Annotated in this window: 17 protein-coding genes; 14 read left to right on the plus strand and 3 right to left on the minus strand. The window is 62.1% G+C overall.

The genetic code is table 11. The features are described 5' to 3' along the window. Positions 1 to 10 precede the first annotated feature (10 nt). Genes AAGF34_RS13005 through AAGF34_RS13020 form a run of 4 tightly spaced genes read left to right on the plus strand, consistent with a single transcriptional unit; the run spans position 11 to position 3,250 of the window. Positions 11 to 892 (plus strand): branched-chain amino acid ABC transporter permease, encoded by an 882-nt coding sequence (locus AAGF34_RS13005; RefSeq protein ID WP_342616150.1) that lies wholly within the window; start codon positions 11 to 13, stop codon positions 890 to 892. Beyond that, complete coding sequence (locus AAGF34_RS13010; RefSeq protein WP_342621087.1) at positions 892 to 1,770, plus strand: branched-chain amino acid ABC transporter permease; 879 nt, start codon at positions 892 to 894, stop codon at positions 1,768 to 1,770. The genes AAGF34_RS13005 and AAGF34_RS13010 overlap by 1 nt, the downstream gene beginning before the upstream one ends. Before the next feature lie 8 nt (positions 1,771 to 1,778). Then, entirely contained in the window at positions 1,779 to 2,540 is a 762-nt protein-coding gene (locus tag AAGF34_RS13015) for an ABC transporter ATP-binding protein (protein WP_342621088.1), read from the plus strand. Further along, positions 2,537 to 3,250, plus strand: coding sequence for an ABC transporter ATP-binding protein (locus AAGF34_RS13020; protein WP_342616151.1), 714 nt, complete (start codon positions 2,537 to 2,539; stop codon positions 3,248 to 3,250). The genes AAGF34_RS13015 and AAGF34_RS13020 overlap by 4 nt, the downstream gene beginning before the upstream one ends. Here AAGF34_RS13020 and AAGF34_RS13025 read toward each other — a convergent pair. Together AAGF34_RS13025 and AAGF34_RS13030 are read right to left on the minus strand one after the other, a co-directional pair. Then, positions 3,235 to 3,819, minus strand: coding sequence for a cyclic nucleotide-binding domain-containing protein (locus tag AAGF34_RS13025; RefSeq protein ID WP_342616152.1), 585 nt, complete (start codon positions 3,817 to 3,819; stop codon positions 3,235 to 3,237). The two genes, AAGF34_RS13020 and AAGF34_RS13025, sit on opposite strands and share 16 nt — an antisense overlap. Positions 3,820 to 3,878: 59 nt before the next feature. After that, positions 3,879 to 4,907: a LysR family transcriptional regulator gene (locus tag AAGF34_RS13030; RefSeq protein ID WP_342616153.1), complete on the minus strand. Its 1,029-nt coding sequence runs from the start codon at positions 4,905 to 4,907 to the stop codon at positions 3,879 to 3,881. Positions 4,908 to 5,095: 188 nt separating this feature from the next. Here AAGF34_RS13030 and AAGF34_RS13035 point away from each other — a divergent pair, with 188 nt between their 5' ends. The 10 genes from AAGF34_RS13035 (at position 5,096) to AAGF34_RS13080 (ending at position 20,556) form a co-directional block, all read left to right on the plus strand. Further along, a complete protein-coding gene (locus AAGF34_RS13035) occupies positions 5,096 to 7,204 on the plus strand; it encodes a bifunctional rhamnulose-1-phosphate aldolase/short-chain dehydrogenase (RefSeq protein ID WP_342616154.1) in 2,109 nt (702 codons plus the stop codon). Between the two features lie 25 nt (positions 7,205 to 7,229). Then, positions 7,230 to 8,519, plus strand: a complete 1,290-nt coding sequence (gene rhaI / locus AAGF34_RS13040; RefSeq protein ID WP_342616155.1) for an L-rhamnose catabolism isomerase — start codon at positions 7,230 to 7,232, stop codon at positions 8,517 to 8,519. A 120-nt stretch (positions 8,520 to 8,639) separates the two neighbouring features. Beyond that, entirely contained in the window at positions 8,640 to 9,632 is a 993-nt protein-coding gene (rhaS, locus tag AAGF34_RS13045) for a rhamnose ABC transporter substrate-binding protein (protein WP_342616156.1), read from the plus strand. A 370-nt stretch (positions 9,633 to 10,002) separates the two neighbouring features. Then, positions 10,003 to 11,538, plus strand: coding sequence for a sugar ABC transporter ATP-binding protein (locus tag AAGF34_RS13050; RefSeq protein WP_342616157.1), 1,536 nt, complete (start codon positions 10,003 to 10,005; stop codon positions 11,536 to 11,538). Further along, the gene (locus AAGF34_RS13055) at positions 11,535 to 12,518 is read left to right on the plus strand and encodes an ABC transporter permease (protein ID WP_342616158.1); all 984 of its coding nucleotides are present in this window, start codon (positions 11,535 to 11,537) and stop codon (positions 12,516 to 12,518) included. The genes AAGF34_RS13050 and AAGF34_RS13055 overlap by 4 nt, the downstream gene beginning before the upstream one ends. Beyond that, positions 12,515 to 13,486 (plus strand): ABC transporter permease, encoded by a 972-nt coding sequence (locus tag AAGF34_RS13060; RefSeq protein ID WP_342616159.1) that lies wholly within the window; start codon positions 12,515 to 12,517, stop codon positions 13,484 to 13,486. Before AAGF34_RS13055 ends, AAGF34_RS13060 begins: the two co-directional genes overlap by 4 nt. After that, on the plus strand, positions 13,483 to 13,803 hold the full coding sequence (gene rhaM, locus AAGF34_RS13065; protein WP_342616160.1) for an L-rhamnose mutarotase: 321 nt from the start codon (positions 13,483 to 13,485) through the stop codon (positions 13,801 to 13,803). The genes AAGF34_RS13060 and rhaM overlap by 4 nt, the downstream gene beginning before the upstream one ends. Positions 13,804 to 13,809: 6 nt before the next feature. Further along, positions 13,810 to 15,252 carry an FGGY family carbohydrate kinase gene (locus AAGF34_RS13070; protein WP_342616161.1) on the plus strand — a complete coding sequence of 481 codons (1,443 nt, stop codon included), beginning with the start codon at positions 13,810 to 13,812 and terminating at the stop codon, positions 15,250 to 15,252. Between the two features lie 125 nt (positions 15,253 to 15,377). Beyond that, positions 15,378 to 19,556: a response regulator gene (locus AAGF34_RS13075; RefSeq protein ID WP_342616162.1), complete on the plus strand. Its 4,179-nt coding sequence runs from the start codon at positions 15,378 to 15,380 to the stop codon at positions 19,554 to 19,556. A 4-nt stretch (positions 19,557 to 19,560) separates the two neighbouring features. Continuing rightward, positions 19,561 to 20,556 carry an HD domain-containing phosphohydrolase gene (locus AAGF34_RS13080; protein ID WP_342616163.1) on the plus strand — a complete coding sequence of 332 codons (996 nt, stop codon included), beginning with the start codon at positions 19,561 to 19,563 and terminating at the stop codon, positions 20,554 to 20,556. A gap of 21 nt (positions 20,557 to 20,577) precedes the next feature. Here AAGF34_RS13080 and AAGF34_RS13085 read toward each other — a convergent pair whose 3' ends face one another. Beyond that, entirely contained in the window at positions 20,578 to 21,021 is a 444-nt protein-coding gene (locus tag AAGF34_RS13085) for an OsmC family protein (protein WP_342616164.1), read from the minus strand. Positions 21,022 to 21,053 lie beyond the last annotated feature (32 nt).

Below are 21,053 nucleotides of genomic sequence, written 5' to 3' on the forward strand. Positions count from 1 at the left end.
TCAAATCCCCATGCTAGAACAACAACTTCTGAACGCACTCACGCTAGGCAGCGTGTACGCCCTGTTCGCCCTGGGCTTCACGCTGGTTTTTGGTGTGCTGGCTGTCATCAACCTGTCGCACGGCGCACTGTTCATGGTGGGCAGCTATGTGGCGCTGGGCCTGGTTACCCGGTTTCAGTTGCCGCTCTGGCTGGCCATGCTGGGGGCCATGCTGGTCAGCGGCATCATCGGCATGCTGGTGGACGTGCTGATCCTCAAGCCCTTGCGCATGCGCAATGCGCCCCACCTGATCCCCATGATTGCCACCATCGGTGTGAGCATCATGCTCACCACCACGGCACAGGGTCTGTTTGGAGCTGAAGCCCTGCGCTTTCCGGAAGAGACGCTGCCCGCTGGCGAGTTCGTCGTCGGCAATGTGCATGTGCGTGCGCTGGAAGTCGGCATTGTGCTGATCGCCTTCGTGCTCATGGCGGTGATGTTCTCCATCCTCAAGCGTACCCAGCTGGGCCGTGCGCTGCGGGCTATTTCCGAGTCACCCAAGGCGGCCTGGCTGCTGGGCATTCCGGTGGAGACGCTGTTTCACACGACTTCGTTTGTGGCGGCTGCGCTGGGCGGTATTGCCGGTGTGCTGATCGGTCTGGACTTCAATGCCATCACGCCGCAGATGGGCCAGCCCATGCTGCACAAGGGCATTGCGGTCATCATCCTGGGCGGCATGGGCGATATCCGTGGCGCGCTCATAGGCGGCCTGTTCCTTGGTTTTGCCGAGGTGATCAGCAAGGCCTACCTGTCAAGCCAGATGGGTGACGCGGTGGCCTTCGGCCTGCTGTTCCTGATCCTGCTGGTACGGCCCTCGGGGCTGTTCGGGCGTCAGCTGGAGAGGAAGGCATGATGACCTGGCTCAACGATTTCTGGTCCACCTACAGCACGCTGGTGTTCACCGTGGGTGTGCACGCCATGCTGGCGCTGTCCTTGTGGCTGACACTTTCCTGCGGTCTGCTTTCGCTGGCCAATGCGGCCTTCATGGGCATCGGTGCCTATACGGCCTCGCTGCTGACCTTGCAGGCAGGTTGGGATTTTCCTGCCGTGCTGCTGGCTGGTGGCCTGGCGCCCGCGCTGGTGGCACTGATCATCGGTGTGCCGGTGCTGCGCCTCTCAGGCGTGTACCTGGCCATGGCCACACTGGCCTTTGGTGAAGTGGTGCGCATCACCGTGCTCAACCTGGAGATCACCGGTGGGCCGGAAGGCCTCAACGGCATTCCCCAATCCACCGAAGGCTGGCACATCGTGGTGCTGCTGGGCCTGACCATTTACGGCCTGGCACGCCTGCGTCGCTCCAAGGTAGGTCGCGCCTTTGAAGCCATCAAGGAAGACGAAGTGGCCGCCCGCCTGATGGGCATCAATGTGGCGCGCTACAAGCTGCTGGCCTTCGTGCTGGGCGCTTTCATTGCCGGTGTGGGCGGTGCACTCAATGCCCACTTCACCTTCTTCATCAGCCCGCGCGAATACGGTTTCGAGACCGCTGTGGACTTCCTCACCATGACGGTGCTGGGCGGCACGTCCGGCTTGGTGGGGCCCATTCTGGGCGGCACCATTCTGACCCTGCTGCCCGAGCTGCTGCGCTTCCTGCACGACTTCCGTTCGCTGGTCAACGGCGCCGTTCTGGTGCTGGTGGTGCTGTTCCTGCCCAAGGGCATCTGGGAGCCACGCCGCGTACGCGCCTGGCTGAACCGCAACAAGTCCAGTCGCAATGAAGGAGGCCGCGCATGAGCGCCGGGTTGCTGTCCATCCGCAATGTCGGCAAGCACTTCGGTGGCTTGCATGTCTTGCATGACGTGAATTTCGAGGTGCCCGCAGGCACCATCTACGGCCTCATTGGCCCCAACGGTGCCGGCAAGACCACGGTGTTCAACCTGGTGACCGGGCTGCTGCAGCCCAACAGCGGCAGCATCACCTTCCAGGGGGAAGACCTGGTGGGCCTGCCGTCCCACCGCATCACCCAGCGCGGCATTGCGCGCACCTTCCAGAATATCCGCATCTTCAAGGAGATGGATCTGCTGGAGAACGTGATGGTGGGTTTGCACGACCATCTTCATTACGGCACCTTCGGCATGCTGTTCAATACGCCGGGTTACCGCGCAGCCGAGAAGCGTGCCCGCGAACGTGCACTGGAACTGCTGACCTGGGTGGGGTTGGACCACAAGGCCGACACCCTGGCCGACAACCTGTCGTATGGCGACCAGCGCAAGCTGGAGTTTGCCCGTGCCCTGGCCACCGAACCCAAGCTGCTGCTGCTCGACGAGCCGGTGGCCGGCATGAACCCTTCGGAAAAGACCATTCTGATGGAAGAGATCCGCAACATCCGCCAGCGCGGCTACGGTGTCTTCATGATCGAGCATGACATGCGCTTCGTGATGGGCTTGTGCGACCGCATTGCGGTGCTCAACTTCGGTCGCATCATCGCTGAAGGTACGCCCGACCAGATCCGCAACAACCCCGAAGTGATTGAAGCCTATCTGGGCAAGGAGGATGCGGCATGAGCGTGTGCCTGCGCGTGACGGATATGGCGGTTGCCTACGGCCATATCGAAGCGGTCAAAGGCATTTCGATGGAGCTGCAGCAGGGCGAGATCACGGCCCTGGTCGGTGCCAATGGTGCGGGCAAGAGCACCACCATGCTTGCCATCTCCGGCCTGCTGCGCCCCAAGCGTGGCACCGTGGAATTCGAGGGTGAGGACATTACCCGCCTCTCACCGGACCAGATCGTGCAGCGGGGTGTGGTGCAGGTGCCCGAAGGCCGCGCCATCCTCTCCACCATGACGGTTCTGGAGAATCTGCAGCTGGGCGCCTACACCCGCAAAGACAAGAGCGGCATTGCCAGCACACTCGAGGAAGTCTTCCACCTGCTGCCGCGTCTCAAGGACCGCTCGGCCCAATACGCTGGCAACCTATCCGGTGGCGAGCAGCAGATGCTGGCCATTGGCCGCGCCCTGATGGCCAAGCCCAAACTGCTGTTGCTGGATGAGCCTTCCATGGGGCTGGCCCCCATCCTGGTGCAGGAGATATTCCACACCCTGGTCAAAATCAACCAGGCGGGTCTGAGCCTGTTGCTGGTGGAGCAGAACGTGCGCCAGGCACTCAAGATCGCGCGCCACGGCTTTGTCATCGAGACCGGCAAGATCGTGCTGTCCGATACCGGTGCCAATCTGCTGGCTGACCCCAAGGTGGAAGAGGCCTACCTGGGCGGCTGATCGCCAGGGCTGTCCTGCACCATGCGGTCCGCCATCGAGCTGTTGCGCTCGTCCAGACGGCGTGCCAGCACTCCGGCAATGTTCTTGTAGATGACCGAGGCGATGCTGGCGTAGGCATCGATGCGTGCACGCTGGAAGCACAGCGTCACGCAGTCCACCTGCGCCAACACGGTGGCGGTGCGCAGGTCGTCCCGCACCAGCGCCATTTCACCAAAGCATTCGCCCACACCCAGTGAGGCCACGCGCACGGCACGCCCCTCGCGTTCCTTCACCACATCCACGGCACCCACGATCACCACGTAGAACGAACGGCCCAGGTCCTTCTCGCGGAACAGCACATCGCCCGCCCGGTAGTGCTGAACCTCGCCCAGCGCCAGGGCCGCCAGCAGACCATCCTGCGGCAGATGGGCAAAGATAGCCACCCGGTCGGCGATCTTCTTGATGATCTGCTGGTCCAGGCGAATGGTGGGCGTGACGGCTTTGGGCGGAATCGGCTCTACGTAAACCTTGCGCGCGCCCACGTTCTCGGAGAGCAGGTTTGCAATTTCAGGGTCGACTCTTGTAGCCATGGCGGAACCGTGAAGGCCTCCAGACGGAAAGGAGAAGCCAGTCTAGCGCGAATCGGTGCTCAGATGCGGCACTGTGCCAATCCGGCGCCGTGCTGCATGACGAAGGTGCGAAATGCATCGTTCACCCCCGAGAGAAAAGAGTCGCGCCGGTGCAGCAGGCACCAGTCCAGCATCTTGGGCATATCTTCCAGATGCAGCACGCACAGGCGTCCGGCTTCCAGTTCGATCTGGAAGGTGTGTGCCGACAGAAAGCTGATGCCCATGCCGGCCATCACGGCCTGCTTGATGGTCTCGTTGCCCGACAGCTCCATGGACACCTTCACCTGCAGCGACTGCGCCTGCACCAGGTGCTCGAAGAACTGGCGTGTGGCCGAGTTGGGTTCGCGGAAGATGAAGGGCTCGTCCTTCAGCGCCTCCCAGGTGATTCGGCGCTTCTTTGCCAGCGGGTGGTTGGCTGCGGCCACGATGCAATGCGGATGCTGTGCGAAGGCCTCTGCCTCCAGGTCTGCCTCGGAGGGGGGATAGCCGGCAATGGCCACATCCAGCTGATGGTCCTGCAACATCCCCAGGATCGCGTCGCGCCGGTCCACCGTGAGCTTGAACTTGACGCCCGGCCACTCCTGGGCAAAGGCCATCAGCAGCTTGGGTGCAAAGTAATGCGCGGTGGGCACCACGCCCAGATGAAGAAAACCGCCCTTGGAGCCTTCGGTGGTGTGAAAGGCCGCCACCGCCTCTTCCGCAATCTGCACTTGGCTCAGGATGCGCCGCGACTGGCGCAGCATCTCTTCACCGGCCTGGCTCAGGGTCACCTTCTTGCCCACCTTGACCAGCAGTTGCAGACCCAGGTCGGATTCGAGCTGCTGCACCTGCATGGAGACTGCCGGTTGCGTCACGTTCATCTGCTCGGCAGCGCGTGAATAGCTCAGGTGGGTAGCCACCGCTTCGAACAGGCGCAACTGCCGTAGCGTGAGGTTCTTGAGGTAGCTGTCACGCCCGGTGAAGGGCGTATCTGCGACGGGCGTTTTTTCCTTGCGGGAAATCCCTGAGGCTGCTGACTTTTTAGGGGCTTTGCTGGCGTGCTGTTTCATTGGTGTTTTCCCTTGGTTTCAATGCCTTCGCCAGACGCCTCCGTGACAGTGCGGACCGGGCTTCCTGTGGACGTTTGCGGGCATGCTGAATGTATCAGTGTTGCTTATGAATTTCATAAAAATATATGCATTGCGGCTATGGATGAAGCCACCTACATTCACCCTCAATTCGTAGCCACTGCATAGACATGACCCAAACCCCTGCCCCCAAGCCTTTCCCGAAATGGAATCCGAAACATGCTGCCTCTCTCGACGCACCCGGTCTTCTGCTGTACCGCTCCAACCTGCTGGGCTCCGACCTGCGCATCACCAACTACGGTGGCGGCAACACCTCGGCAAAAATCACCCAGACCGATCCCCTGACCGGCCAACCCGTGCAGGTGTTGTGGGTCAAGGGTTCGGGGGGTGACGTGGGCTCCATGAAGCTGGATGGCTTCTCCACGCTCTATCTGGACAAGCTGCAGGCGCTGCAAGGCATCTACCGTGGCCCCGCACACGAAGATGAAATGGTGGCCTATCTGCCGCACTGCACCTTCAACCTGAACCCGCGCGCCGCCAGCATCGATACGCCCTTGCATGCTTACCTGCCGTTTGCCCATGTGGACCATATGCACCCGGACTCGGTGATCGCCATTGCCGCCATGGCCAACAGCGAAGCGCTGACGCAGAAGATCTTCAACGGCACCGTGGGCTGGCTGCCCTGGCGCAAGCCCGGCTTCGAGCTGGGTCTGATGCTGCAGCGCTACCAGGCCGCGCACCCCGACCAGCGTGGACTGGTACTGGCCGGGCATGGCCTGTTCACCTGGGGTGCAGATTCCAAATCCTGCTACGAAAACACGGTCGGTGTGATCGAGCATGCACAGAACTGGCTGGCCGAGGAACGCGTGGCGCGCAAGGCGGTGAGCTTTGGCGGTGAGGCGCGCAAGTCGCTGGGCACCGCCGAGCAGGACGCCACTTTGGCCCGCCTCCTGCCGGTGTTGCGCGGTCTGACGTCCAAGTCCGGCCACAAGCTGCTGCATGTAGACCGCCAGAACACCGTGATGGAATTCGTCAACAGCCGCGACCTGGTGCCGCTGGCCGCGCTGGGTACGTCCTGCCCGGACCATTTCCTGCGTACCAAGATCCGACCCATGATCGTGGAAGAGTCGGTCTACACCCTTGAAGGCAAGGCGCTGGCCGAAGCGCTGGAAGCCAAGCTGGTGGCTTACCGCGCCGATTACGCCGCTTACTACGAGCGTTGCAAGCGCGCCGACAGCCCGGCCATCCGCGATGCCAACCCGGTCATCGTCCTGTTGCCCGGCATCGGCATGGTCTCCATTGCCAAGGACAAGGCAACCGCCCGCATTGCCGGCGAGTTCTATGTGAATGCCATCAACGTGATGCGCGACGCCAACGCGGTGGACACCTACGTGGGGCTGCCGGAGCAGGAAGCGTTTGACATCGAATATTGGCTGCTCGAAGAAGCCAAGCTGCAGCGCATGCCCAAGGCCAAGCCGCTGGTGGGCAAGGTGTCGCTGGTGACCGGTGGAGCAGGCGGCATTGGCCGCGCCATCGTGGAGCGCCAGCTGCAGGAAGGCGCTTGCGCCGTGCTGCTGGACATCGATGCCGCAGCGCTGGATACCACCGTTGCCGAGCTGTCCAAAAAATACGGCAAGGACGTGGTGCGCGGCGTGGTGTGCGATGTCACCAGCGAAGAGTCGGTCATGGCAGCTTATGCCCGCGCCACGTTGGAGTTTGGCGGCGTCGATATTCTGGTGTCCAACGCCGGTATTGCTTCGGCCTCGCCGCTGGAGGACACCACGCTGGCGCTGTGGAACCGCAACCAGAGCATTCTGGCCACCGGCTACTTCCTGGTGGGGCGCGAAGCTTTCCGTCTGATGAAGGCGCAAGGCGTGGGCGGCTCCATGGTGTTCATCGCCAGCAAGAACGGCATGGTGGCCAGCAACCAGGCGGTGGCCTACTGCGCTGCCAAGGCCGCAGAAATCCAGCTCTCCCGCAGCTTTGCGCTCGAAGGCGCACCACTGGGCATACGCTGCAACGTGGTCAACCCCGATGCCGTCATCCGCGGCAGCAAGATCTGGACGGGCAGCTGGAGCCAGGAGCGCGCCGCTGCCAACAAGGTCGATGAGCAGGACCTGGAAGCCTTCTACCGTGACCGCTCCATGCTCAAGCGCAGCGTGTTTCCCGAAGACATTGCCGAGGCCACCTATTTCTTCTGCGCCGAACATCTGAGTGCCAAGAGCACCGGCAACATCCTCAACGTGGATGCCGGTAACCTCGCGGCTTTCACGCGCTAACTTTTCACCGCTTTCAAGGACTGCCATGCCCATACTTTCCACCAACCAGATCCAGGAGCACAACGCCACGGTGAAGCGCCATGCCGATACCGATTACGAGTACCTGGGCGAGCAACTGGCGCGTCGCAATATCGACATCGACACCATCAAGCAGCAGGTGGCCCAATTCGGTGTGGCCATTCCCAGTTGGGGCGTGGGCACCGGCGGTACACGCTTTGCCCGCTTCCCCGGGCTGGGCGAGCCCCGCAACGTGTTTGACAAGCTGCAAGACTGCGGTGTGATCCAGCAGCTCGCGCGCGCTACACCCACGGTGTCACTGCACATCCCATGGGACAAGTGCAGTGACTGGAACGAGCTGCGCCAGACCGCCAGCGGCTACGGCCTGGCGTTTGATGCCATGAACTCCAACACCTTCTCCGACCAAAAAGGCCAGGCGCACAGCTACAAATTCGGTAGCCTGACCCACGCGGATGCCGCTACGCGCGCACAGGCTGTGGAGCACAACATCGAGTGCATCGAAATCGGCAAGGCGCTGGGCAGCAAGGCGCTGACCGTGTGGATTGGAGACGGCAGCAACTTCCCCGGCCAGCAGCATTTCCGCCGTGCCTTTGACCGCTACCTGGAAAGCGCTCGCCAGATTTACGCCGAGTTGCCCGGCGACTGGCGCATGTTCCTGGAACACAAGATCTGCGAGCCCGCCTTTTACAGCACCGTGATCCAGGACTGGGGCAGCAGCTTCATGGCAGCCAGTGCTCTGGGGGATAAGGCCCAGTGCCTGGTGGACCTGGGCCACCATGCGCCCAACGTCAACATCGAGATGATCGTGGCCCGCCTGATTGCCGCGGGCAAGCTGGCGGGTTTCCACTTCAACGACAGCAAGTACGGCGACGACGATCTGGATGCCGGCAGCGTGGCACCCTACCGCCTCTTCCTGGTGTTCAACGAACTGGTGTCTGCCGCGCACGAGAAAGTGGCCGGCTTCAACCCAGCCTACATGCTGGACCAGAGCCACAACGTCACAGACCCTATCGAGAGCCTGATGACCAGCGCCGCCCAGGTACAGCGCAGCTATGCGCAGGCCCTTATCGTGGACCGCGCCGCGCTGGACGCCGCGCAGCAAGCCAACGATGCACTGCTGGCCACGCAGGCGCTCAAGCGCGGCTTCGAGACCGACGTCACCCCCATCCTGCAGCGCGTGCGCCTGGAAGCCGGCGGTGCGATTGACCCGGTAGGCGCTTACCGCGCCAGCGGCTATCGCCAGCAGGTTGCCAAGGACCGTCCGGCGGTGGCCGGTGGTAGTGGCGGCATTGTTTGAAGGTGCATGCAAAGGGCATGCACCGCTCCCCATCGAGTCCTGCGTTGGTGCGTCAAGCACCTGCAGGCATCGAGACCGGCCTTCGGGTCTTTTTTCAGTAACTACATCCAGGAGACATAAATGAAGAAACAATTGAAGACCTTGCTGGCCGTTGCCTTGAGCGCAGTGCTGGTCAGCCCTGTCATGGCAGCCGACAAGATTGCGCTCGTCGTCAAGAGCCTGGGCAATGGCTTCTTCGACGCGGCCAACCAGGGTGCGCAGGAAGCCGCCAAGGAACTCAAGAACGTGGAGGTGATCTACACCGGCCCGGCCAAGGCCACCGCCGAAGGCCAGATCGAAATCGTCAACTCCCTGATCGCCCAGAAGGTCTCGGCCATCGTCATCTCCGCCAATGACCCTGATGCGCTGGCACCCTCGCTCAAGCGCGCCATGGACCGTGGCATCAAGGTCATCTCCTTTGACTCCGGCGTGCGCAAGGACGGCCGCCTGATGCACCTCAACCCCTCCAGCAATCCGCTGATCGGCGAAAAGCTGGTGAAGATGACGCAGCAGGCCATTGGTGACAACGGCGAGATCGCCATCCTGTCGGCCACTGCACAAGCCACCAACCAGAACATCTGGATCGAGGAAGCCAAGAAGGTGCTGGCACAGCCCGCCTACAAGGGTCTGAAGCTGGTCAGCGTGGTCTACGGTGACGACCAGACCGACAAGAGCTACCGCGAAGCCCAGGGCCTGTTCAAGAGCTACCCCAACCTGAAGGCCATCATTGCCCCCACCACCGTGGGTGTGGCCGCAGCGGCCAAGGCCGTGCAGGACGAGAAGAAGGTTGGCAGCATCTACGTGACCGGCCTGGGTCTGCCCTCTGAAATGGCGGGCCATGTGAAGAGCGGCGCGGTGAAGTCCTTTGCGATCTGGAACCCCATCGATCTGGGTTACTCCTCCATCATGGCGGCCAGCCAGTTCATCTCCGGCAAGGTCACTGGCAAGGCGGGTGACAAGGTGTCGCTGGGTCGCGTCGGTACCGTGACGCTGGATGCCAATGGCGAGGCTGCGATGGCTGAGCCCTTTACCTATGACGCTTCCAACGTGGAGAAGTTTGCCAAGTTCTTCTGACACATCTGGTTTGCTTTGTTGGTGGTGGACACAGGCCGGCGTGGCACTCAGCGCCGTCCGTGTCCCCCGGACTGGGCGGGGCCCAGTCCTCCTCCTTTACCTACCGGCGCCGAGCGCCACGCCGTCCTGTGTCAGCCAACTGTGTTAGCGTGCCACGGTCGTTCGTTCTGTGCGTTCCAACAGCGTGGCCTGCCGATGGCGGCGGGGTGGCCGTTTCCGGTAGGTAAAGGAGGAGCCCGCAGGGCGGGGGACACGGACGGAAACGGCCACCCCGCTGCCATCGGCGTACGCAACCTGACAAGCACAAAGGCTGGCAGCGGCGTACCCCAATCCATGCGAGCATGACGATTTTGAAACTGAGAATCCTTTGATGTCCGATGAAGTGTTGCTAGCCCTAAGCGGCGTCCACAAGAGCTACGGCGCGACCCGTGCCCTGCGTGGCGTGGACCTCACGCTGTATGCCGGCGAGGTACTGGCTCTGGTCGGGGAAAACGGCGCCGGCAAATCCACGCTGGTGAAGATGCTCACCGGCGTAGTCCCTATGGACGAGGGCGCCATCACCCTGCAGGGTGTGCCGCAGCGCTTTGCCAATGCACAGGCCTCCCAGGCCGCAGGCATCCTGGCTGTGCACCAGGAAACGGTGATGTTCGAAGAACTCAGCGTGGCCGAGAATATTTTTGTGGGCCGCCACCTCATGCGTGGCCCCTTTATCGACTGGGCTGCCATGAACGTGCAGGCCCAGGCCGTGCTGGATGACATTGGCGCGCGCTTCACCGCCACCACCCTGGTCAAGGACCTGAGCCTGGCCGAACGGCATCTGGTGGAGATTGCGCGGGCGCTGTCGCAGAAGGCGCTGGTGGTGATCCTGGATGAGCCCACCGCGGCCCTGTCGCAGGCCGAGATACGTGACTTCTACGGCATTGTGCGCAAGCTGCGCGACCAGGGCGTTGGCATCATCTTCATTACCCACAAGTTCGATGAAATCTTTGCCGTGGCTGACCGCTACCTGGTGCTGCGCGATGGCGCTGCCGTAGGCAGCGGTCGCATTGCCGATGCCACCGAACAGGAGCTGGTGCGCCTCATGGCCGGACGTGCCATCGACCAGATCTACCCACACATCGACTCGGTGCCGGGAGACGAGGTGCTGTCGGTGAAAAACCTGTCGCACCCCACCGAGTTCTGCGACATCCACTTCAACCTGCGCCGCGGGGAAATCCTGGGCTTCTACGGACTGGTGGGCGCCGGGCGCAGCGAAGCCATGCTGGCCCTCATGGGCCTGAACCCGGCCGCCCGTGGCGACTTTGAAGTGCTGGGCCGCAGGCTGGACGCGCGCCGCCCCGGCGACGCCATTGCCGCTGGCATTGCCTATGTGCCGGAGGAGCGCCAGCGACAGGGCGGCATATTGAGCTTTTCGGTGCAGGACAACATCAGCCTGGCGGGCCTGGCGCGCTTTGCCACCGGGCCCTGGTTGTCGGCCCTCAAGGAGTCGGCCCTGTGCCAGCGCATGACCGAGCGTCTGCGCATTAAGACTGCTTCGCCGTACACCCTGCTTTCCGGCCTGTCCGGTGGCAACCAGCAGAAGGTGGTGATTGCCAAGTGGCTGGGGCTGGACCCCAAGATCGTGATCCTGGACGAGCCCACCAAGGGTATTGACGTGGGCGCCAAGCAGGCGGTGTACCACCTGATTGCAGAGATGGTGAAAGAGGGGTTGTCCGTGATTCTGGTGTCTTCCGAATTGCCCGAGGTGATGAACCTGGCGCACCGCGTGATCGTCATGCGCCACGGGCTGCAAGTGGCCGAGTTTGCTCGCGGGGACATGCATGCCGAGGCTATCGTGGCAGCGGCGTCCGGGCTGGACGGCAGCAGTGCACAGGCTGCGCACCATGCCCTGGAGGCCGTGGCATGAAGAACCTGTTCAACATCCGTCGTGAGTGGCTGCTAGTGGCCATCATTGCCGTCATCACGCTGGTGGTGGGCGCGCGTGCGCCGGTCTTCCTGACGCTGCGCAATGGCATGGACATTGCCAACGATTCGGCCATCCTGGCTATTCTGGTCATGGGCCAGATGATGGTGCTGCTGACCCGTGGCATCGACCTGTCGGTGGCCTCCAACCTTGCGCTCACCGGCATGGTGTGCGCGCTGCTGGGCCGCAGTTTTCCGCAGATGTCCATCGTGCTGCTGATGCTGGTGGCGCTGGGCGTGGGCGGGCTGCTGGGTGCAGTCAACGGCTGGTTGATTACCGGCTTCAACCTGCCGCCCATCGTGGTGACCCTGGGCACGCTGTCGGCCTATCGCGGTGCCATCTTTGTGGCGGCCAAGGGCGCCTGGATTTCGGACCAGGACATCCACGAGGGCATCAAGGGCCTGCCGCGCGAAGTCTGGCTGGGGCTGCCCGCGCTGGTGTGGTTTGCGCTCATTGTGCTGGCGCTCTCGGCGGTCTTTCTCAAGCTGCGCAAGGAAGGACGCGAGATCTATGCGCTGGGCGGCAACCCGCACGCGGCCACCTACATCGGCATCTCGGTGCCGCGCCGCCTGCGTATGGTCTACACGCTCTCGGGCATGCTGGCCGGTCTGGCCGGATTGCTGTGGGTGGGGCGCTATTCGATTGCCTATACCGAGCTGGCCGCAGGCTATGAGCTGACCGTGGTGGCGGCCTGCGTGATTGGCGGCGTGAGCATAGGCGGCGGTGTGGGCACGGTGCTGGGGGCGGCGCTGGGTGTGCTGTTCATCGGGGTGGTCAATGGTGCCTTGCCGGTGATCCAGGTGTCACCCTTCTGGCAGCAGGCCATTTCGGGTGCGGTGATTTTGATATCGGTGGCCGTGAATGCGCGCTCGGAGCGCCGCGCCGGCCGGCAGATTCTGGAACGTCAGGGAGCAGCGGCATGAAGGCCTGGAATACATGGGAGCGCGTGCTGTTGGCATTGCTGGTGGTTCTGCTGGCGGTGTTTGGTGCCACGCAGACCGGTTTCATGAGTGTGGACACCCTGGCCGACAGCACCTTCAACTTCAGCGAGAAAGGCCTGCTCGCCTTGGCCATTGCGCTGCTGATCGTCTGCGGTGAGATTGACCTGTCGATTGCCGCCATCCTGGCGCTGTCGTCCCTGGCCATGGGATACAGCATGCGCGCCGGTTTGGGCCCCTGGGGTATTGCGGCTGCGGCCCTGTTGACAGGCGTGGTGGCGGGCGCCTTCAATGGTCTGCTGGTGACGCGCTACAAGCTGCCCTCCATCGTGGTCACCATCGGCACGCTGTCGCTCTACCGCGGTCTTGCATTGGTGGCCTTGGGCGACCAGTCCATCTCGGGCTATCCGGAAGTGTTCTCCACGTTGGGCAATGCCTATCTGGGCGAAGTCATCGGCGTGCGCTGGTTGGTGGTGCCCATCGAGTTCGTGCTGCTGTGCGTGTTTGCGCTGGGCGTGGGGCTGGTGTTGCACCGGACCATCATGGGCCGACGCATTTATGCGATTGGCGCCAACCCGGTGGCTGCGCGCTTCTCGGGCATTGAGGCGGACCGCTACCGCTTCCTGCTGTTTGTGTTTGCCGGCCTGATGGCTGCCATTGCGGCCATCCTGCTCACCGGGCGCATCGGCAGCACGCGCCCCAACATTGCCATGGGCTGGGAGCTCGATGCCATCACCATGGTGATCCTGGGCGGCGTGGCCATCGAAGGCGGGCGCGGCAGCATCGTGGGCACCATGCTGGCGGTGCTGCTGCTGGGTCTGTTCACCTTTGGCATGGGCATGGCCAATGTGACCGGCATCGTCATGTCCATGGTGATCGGCGTGCTGCTGATCGTGTCCATGGTGCTGCCCCGCCTGCTCAAACGCAATGGAAGAAAGGGAGCCCACGCATGAGTACCGAAAAGATTGGCTTTCGCATGTTCCTGCATCCCGGTCAGGCCGAGGAATACAAACGCCGTCACGATGCCATCTGGCCCGAGCTCAGCGCCTTGCTCAAGACCAGCGGCGTGAGCGACTACAGCATCTACCTGGACGAAGAGCACCACGTGCTGTTTGCCACCCTGCGGCGCACTGCCACCCATGGCATGGATGCGCTGCCCGCACACCCGGTGATGCAACGTTGGTGGGCCTATATGGGTGACATCATGCGCGCCAACCCCGACGGATCACCCGTGGTGGAACCGCTGCCCTGCATGTTCCACATGGACTGAACACCCATGGATGCAACTGCAGCGGATCTGACGCTGGTCATCGACATCGGCAAGAGCAACGCCAAGCTGCTGTTGCTGGACAAGCAGGGCACGGTGGTGGAGCGCCACAGCCGCGCCAATGCCAGCGTGCAAAGTGTGCTGGGCTATCCGGCGCTGGATGTGCACGGTCTGGCGCAATGGATGCAGCAGACCATGGCGGCGTCCCCCCATGCGCAGCGCTGCGGCCATGTGATCACCTCCACCCATGGCGCCGCCTTGGTGGCGCTCGACGACAAGGGCCTGGCCTGGGAGCCGCTGGACTATGAATACGAAGCGGTGGCGCAGGACAGCGCATTGCAACAGGCCTTTGCCGATGGCAGCACCTTTGCCGAGACGCTCTCGCCCGAACTTCCCGCCGGGCTCAATGCCGCACGCCAGCTGGGCTGGATGCAGAACAACCATCCCGAAGCCTGGCAACGCACCCGCTGCCTGATGCCCTACGCCCAGTACTGGGCCTGGCTGCTCAGCGGCGTGGCCTGCAGCGAAGTGTCTTCGCTGGGTTGCCACACCCATCTGTGGAATCCGAACACCGCCAGCTATTCTCGGCTGGCACAGGAGCGGGGCTGGGCTGCGCTGTTTGCGCCGCTCCGCAAAGCCTGGGAGGTCGTAGGGCCGGTGCGCGCCGAAGTGGCGCAGCAGTGGGGCCTGCCTGCCAGGGCCCAGGTCCATGTGGGTGTGCACGACAGCAATGCCTGTCTGGCGCGCTATCTGCCACGTACTGCCGCAGCAGACGCTGCACCGCAATCCTTGACCCTGGTGTCGTCCGGCACCTGGACCGTGTTGATGGCGCCCGGCGCATCCGCGCACGATCTGACGGCTGAAAAGGACATGCTGGCCAATGTGGATGTCACGGGGCGCATGACACCGACAGCCCGCTTCATGGGCGGGCGCGAGTTTGGCGTGTTGCTCGATGGCGCCAGTCCAGATGCCGCCTCCTGGGAGGTCGTGCAGTCCCTGATCGATGAGCAGCTCATGGCATTGCCGGCATTTGCAGCGCAGGGCGGCCCCTTTGCAGGGCGCGCGGGTTCGGTGGTACGCCATGCACAGGCCTTGCCCATGCCAACGGGGACTGTGCTGACAGAAGTGCAACGTGCTGCACTGGCGGCACTGTATTGCGCCCAGATGACGTGTTGGTTGATCCATGCCCTGTGGGGCACCAACCTGAGTGCGCACCGGGTGGTTGTGGAAGGCCCGCTAGCGCATAACGCCGTCTACCTGGCAGCGTTGCAGGCGCTGTTGCCCGGCGCCAACTGCTTCGCCAGCGTGGACACGGTGGAGGGCACAGCCAGAGGCGCCTGGTGTCTGGCGCAGGACGCAGATGCGGCACAGTCCGGCTTGCTGGAGCCTGTGTCCGTCGCGCATGTGCGCGGGCTGGATACCTACCATGGCAACTGGCTGGCCCGGCTGTAGACCGGCGCTCAAGTGCATTCGCACTTGCATCTGCTCTTTCAAGGGTGCTTAAGCGAGACTTAAGTAACCCTATGGCGTCTATTCCTTTGCCGTCACATTAGCCGCAGGCCCTGTTGTGGCGCAGAATGGAAGCCACTGAACAGGATTGTTTAGGGGGGCAGATGAATCTGGACCAGATGAGCCGACCCAAGAGTTGGCTCCAGTCTTTACAGCTCAAACTTTCGGTATTGCCGGTTTTGCTGGTTGTCGTCTTTATATGGGGCGGAAGCAACCTTGCCGGAAAATACCTGTATGAGCGCCAGCGCGAATTCCTGGTGGACCCGCAGAACTCGGCAGCCCGTGTCTACGCGCAGGGCGTGAGTCAGAAGGTCAGCAACGAGATTCAGCTTCTGGAAGTGCTGGCAAGCCGATTCGATTCCGCGCGGTTGCGCGATCCGGTCTATGCGTCGCAGTATCTGTCGCAGCGGTACACGCTTCCCATCCAGTTCTCTGCGGGCGCATTCGTGCTGGATGCCAATGGGGTGGTGGTTGGGGACTTCCCCGAAATTCCCGGACGCAAGGGCAAGAGCTATGCCGACAGGGAGTACTTCAAGCAAGTCAAGGAAAGCGGAAAAACCTACGTCAGCTCCCCAGTATTGGCACGCGTCTTGAAGCAGACTGTCGTCACTTTCACGGTCCCCCTCTTTGATGCTCGATCGGAATTTGTCGGTGCGCTGGTCGGTGGGGTCGATATGGCGTCTGCCGATTTCCTGGGGCTGTTGACGAATGCCAAAGTCATGGGCAACAACGAGATCTACGTTGTGTCCCTGTCCGACGAGGCCGTCATTGCCAGCTCCGATCCGGCCAGCGTCAAACTGCCATTGATCGATAACGAAGTCGGACGCAACATTAGGAAGGGCGAGACCAGTTTCATCGGGAAAAGCCGCAAGGGAATTGAAAAGCTGTATTCGGTGGCGCCGATAGAGCGCACCGACTGGAAGCTGGTGGTGGCGCTTCCTACTGGCATTGCCTTTGCATCTGCCGATGAGATGCTGCGCGCACTGAGCTGGATTTCGTTGATCACCACCCTGTTGGGTGTGACCGTCGCACTGCTGTTATCAAGAAAGCTGCTGCAACCCCTGAAAAAGGTTGGGCAGAGCATGGATGCCATGTCCAGCGGGCAACGTGTGCTGGAGCCGATAGCGCAGGTGGGCGACACGGAGATACGCGGTCTGATTGCCAGCTTCAACCGGCTGACCTCCAGCATCCAGACGCAACAGCAGACCCTGCAGCAGGAACGGGGGGAGTTGCAAAAGGCCAGGGACGAGCTGCACAGCCTGAACGAAGACCTGGAAGCCAAAGTGGCACAGCGCACGCGCGAAGTGCAGGACCTGTACGACCAGGCACCCTGCGGCTACCACACCCTCAATGCCGATGGCGTGTTGGTGAACGTCAACGCAACCGAACTGGACTATCTGGGCTATGACAGAGCGGAGTTTGTCGGCCGCCCCATTTTTGACTTTCTCAGTCCGTCCAGCGCACAGCAAGTGCGTGAGCGGTTTGTGAAGTTCAAACAGGAAGGTACCTTGCGCAATTTCGAGCTGGAGTTCGTCTGCAAGGATGGCTCCATCCGACCATTCCGGGTGGATGCCAATCTGGTACGTGACGCCAACGGCTTGCCGCTCTACAGCCGCAGCACGCTGACCGACGACCGTGAGCGCATGGAGCAGACCCGGCGGTTGATGGAGCTGTACCAGTTCCTGCACGAGGTCATGGACAAGCTGCCCTTTGGTGTGCTGGTCTTCGATGCCGATCACCGCATCGTCCTGCACAACAAGCTGCTGGAGAGCATGTTGGACTTGCCACCGGAACTGTTCCTGGGCGAGGCGGTATTCCATACGGATTTCCTGCGCTTCAAGCACCAGCGCGGAGACTTCGGTGACAAGCCGCTGGCCGAAGTCGTGCAGTCGTATGTGGACAGCCTGGACAGTCGCAAGCCCCTGCATTTTGAACGTCGCTATGCCAACGGAAAGACCTTTGAAGTCATCGGGGAGCCACTGGCCTCCAACCACATGATCGTCACCTACACCGATGTGACGCACAAGAAGGAATCCGAGAAACTGGTGCTGGCGGCCAAGGAACTGGCTGAGGCCACCACCCTTTCCAAGAGCCAGTTCCTGGCAAACATGAGCCATGAAATCCGCACGCCGATGAACGGCATTCTGGGCTTGGCCTACGTGCTGGAGCGCATGCCCTTGAACGAGGAGGCAAGGAGACTGGTGCGGCGTATCTCGCAGACCGGCAAGACCCTGCAGAGCATATTGAACGACATCCTCGACTTCTCCAAGATAGAAGCCAACCAGATGAGCGTGGAACACACCGCCTTCACCCTGGGTGATGTGCTCGACAGTGTGGCCACCATCATGATTGGCGACCCGAATCGCCCGGATGTGGAGGTGGCCATTGCGCCGCCGCCGGACCACATCCATCCGATCGTGGGGGACCCCACCCGGCTCGGACAGGTGCTGAGCAACCTGGTGGGCAATGCCATCAAGTTCACCCACAGCGGCTACGTGCGACTGGAAGTGGGCAAGGTGCGCAGGGACGAAGTGTCCGTCACCCTCCGGTTCGCGGTGCGCGATACCGGTATAGGCATTTCGGAAGCGGCCATGGCGGAAATATTCAAGCCCTTCAGCCAGGCCGACGCGTCTACCACCCGCAAATACGGTGGCAGCGGGCTGGGTCTTTCCATCAGCCGCAAGCTGGTGGACATGATGGGCGGCACGCTGGAGGCGCACAGCACGCCCGGCGTGGGCAGCGAATTCTTCTTCACCGTGGAGTTCCCCTGGGCGCGCGAGGTCACCGAGATGGGCCGCAGACTGCGGGACCTGGATTTGCTCATTGCCGATGACAGCCAGATCTCGCGCGATGCCATTCGTACCACCGCACTGGCGCTGGGCTGGAACCCGGCCGTGGTCTGCGGTGGTCAGGAAGCGCTGCAGCATGTGGTCAACCGCAAGCAGTCCGGCCAACCCCCGGAGGTTCTGGTGCTGGACTGGAAGATGCCGGATCTGGACGGTCTCTCCGTCGCTCGGGGCGTGCACGAATACCTGGAAGGCGGCCAGGGCCCCATCATCATCCTGGCCACGGCCTATTCGCGGGATGACGTGTTGGCCCATCCAGACGCGGAGCTTGCCGATGCCGTGCTCAACAAGCCGGTGAGTGCGTCTGCGCTGTTCGATGCGGTGATGTCGGCATTGCGCAAGCGCACCGTGTTTGAGCCATCCAGCGGCAGTGCGGCACCGCAGCGCCTGCAGGGAGTGCGTCTTCTGGTGGTGGACGACAGTGACGTCAATCTGGAGGTGGCCAAGCTGATCTTTGAAGGCGAGGGGGCCACAGTGGTCACGGCCGAAGACGGGCAGGCAGCCATCGACTGGCTTTTTGCCCACCCCAACGACATCGACGTGGTGCTCATGGATGTGCAGATGCCCAACATGAATGGTGGGCAGGCAACGCAGCGGATACGTCTGGATGCACGTTTTACAAAGCTGCCCATTGTTGCCCTGAGTGCCGGTGCCTTTGCGCAGGACCGCGAGAATGCGATCAACGCCGGCATGAACGACCATCTCTCCAAACCGATGGATGTGGAGAAGGCCATCTCCGTCATACTTTCACAGATGCAGCGCACTGTGGATGATTCTTCCGACCCGCAACGCAGGGTGACAGATTCCCGCTCCAGCCCGGTATTTCCCGGGCTGGATGTGGCCGACGCGATCAGGCTATGGCGCAGTGCCGACCAGTACAAGCTGTATCTGGGCAAGTTTGTTGCGGACTACAGCCCGCGCATTGCGCTGCTGGACCAGCCTGCCGATGAGAGTCTGGCCGGCTTTGTGCACAAGCTCTGCGGAGTGGCCGGCAATCTAGGCATGCATGAAGTTGGCAAGGCGGCCAAGGTGCTTCAGTTCCAGCTGCGGTCCGGTGAAGACACGGTGCTGGCCCGTGCTGCGCTCAAGGAAGCTCTTGCAGTGGTGATGGCGTCGATACAGCAGTATCTGGGCGAACTTGCGCAGTCAGCTGCAACGCCGCACAGTCACGCCGCGCCGGACCTCGGCCATGTTGCGACCTTGCTGGAGCAGCTCATTGCCATTCTGGCGAGTGACAACCCCTTCGGTGCAGATCCCTTGCTCAAGGAGCTGACCGCCCTGGTTGGCGAAGTGCCACTCAAGGCCGTGCGTGAAGCCGTTGCAGGTTTCCAGTTCAGGCTGGCGGAGAAAGCGGTGCTTGCACTGGCAGACCAATTCCATATCGTGTTGAAAGGCCAATAGACAGATGTCGAAGCGACCCATATTGATCGTCGATGATGAACCCGCGAATCTCGCCCTGATGGGTGAGATCCTCTCCGGCGAATACGACCTGGTGTTTGCCGCCACTGGAGCCGATGCGCTGCTGGCCGCCAGGAAGCATCAACCGGCGATGGTATTGCTGGACATCCAGTTGCCCGACATCGATGGCTATGAAGTGTGTCGCCAGCTCATGGCCGACCCACTGACCAACGAGACGATCGTCCTCTTTGTCACCAGCATGTCAGACCGCAAGATGGAAGAAAAAGGGTTTGCGCTGGGTGCGGTGGACTACATCGTCAAACCCATCAGCCCGCCCATCGTGGCGGCGCGGGTACGTGCGCATCTCTCCATGGTGCGTGTCGAACGGCTGGAGCAGAGCTACCGCGAGGCCATTTCCATGCTGGGCGAGGCCGCGCACTTCAATGACGAAGATACCGGCGTGCACATCTGGCGCATGGCCGCCTATAGCGAAGCGCTGGCCCGCGCCGCCGGAAAATCCGAAGACTACTGCCGCGATATCGAGCGCGCTGCGGCCATGCACGATACCGGCAAGATTGGCATACCCAAGGAAATCCTGCAAAAGCCCGGTCCACTGAACGCGGCAGAGTGGACGGTGATGCGCACGCACTGCCAATTGGGACGCGACATCCTGGCCAAAGGCACCTCGGACACGTTCAAGATGGCCGCCTCGATCGCCATGTACCACCACGAAAAATGGGATGGCTCGGGGTACCCGGAAGGCCTTGCTGGCGAGGCCATTCCCATCGAGGCGCGCATGGTTGCCATTGCCGACGTTTTTGATGCGCTGACCATGCGCAGGCCCTACAAGGAGGCCTGGTCGGCGGAGCGCGCCCTGCAGATACTGCGCGAAGGCGCTGGCCAGCACTTCGATCCCCGCCTGATCGACGTGTTCTTCTCCATCATCCCCACCATTGAAGCCATACGCGCCCGCTGGGAGACGCCGGAGGGCGCGAGCAAGTAGCGATAGAAGTTCAGGCGCCAATCATTGCGGCGGCAGCAGCTCGGCCACCAGGGTGATGGATGGAACGCCCGTCAGTGCCTTGGAGAGCGGGCAATTGTGTTTGGCCAGATCGGCCAATTCCTGAAAGCGTGCGTCCTCCATGCCGATTACGCTCGCCTTCATATGTAAGGCAATCTGGTCGATGGCAAAACCTTCGCCTGCGGCCACTAGCCGGACGCGGGCCCGGGTATCCACCATCTGCGTGGCGAAACCGGCCTTCTCGCAGGCAAACGAAAACGCCATGGTGAAACATGCCGCGTGTGCTGCGGCCAATATCTCTTCCGGATTGGTGCCCTTGCGTTCTTCTCCGAAGCGACTGGCAAAGCCATAAGGGTAGTTGGCCAGCGCGCCGGTTTCAGTGCTGATTTCTCCCTTGCCTTCTTTGCCGGAACCTAGCCAATGGACGCTGGCGGATTTTTCGGTCATGTCGATTCCTTCGTGGTTGAGTGGCATCCAGC

Origin of the sequence: Rhodoferax sp. GW822-FHT02A01, assembly GCF_038784515.1 — a bacterium.
Lineage (GTDB): Bacteria > Pseudomonadota > Gammaproteobacteria > Burkholderiales > Burkholderiaceae_C > Allorhodoferax.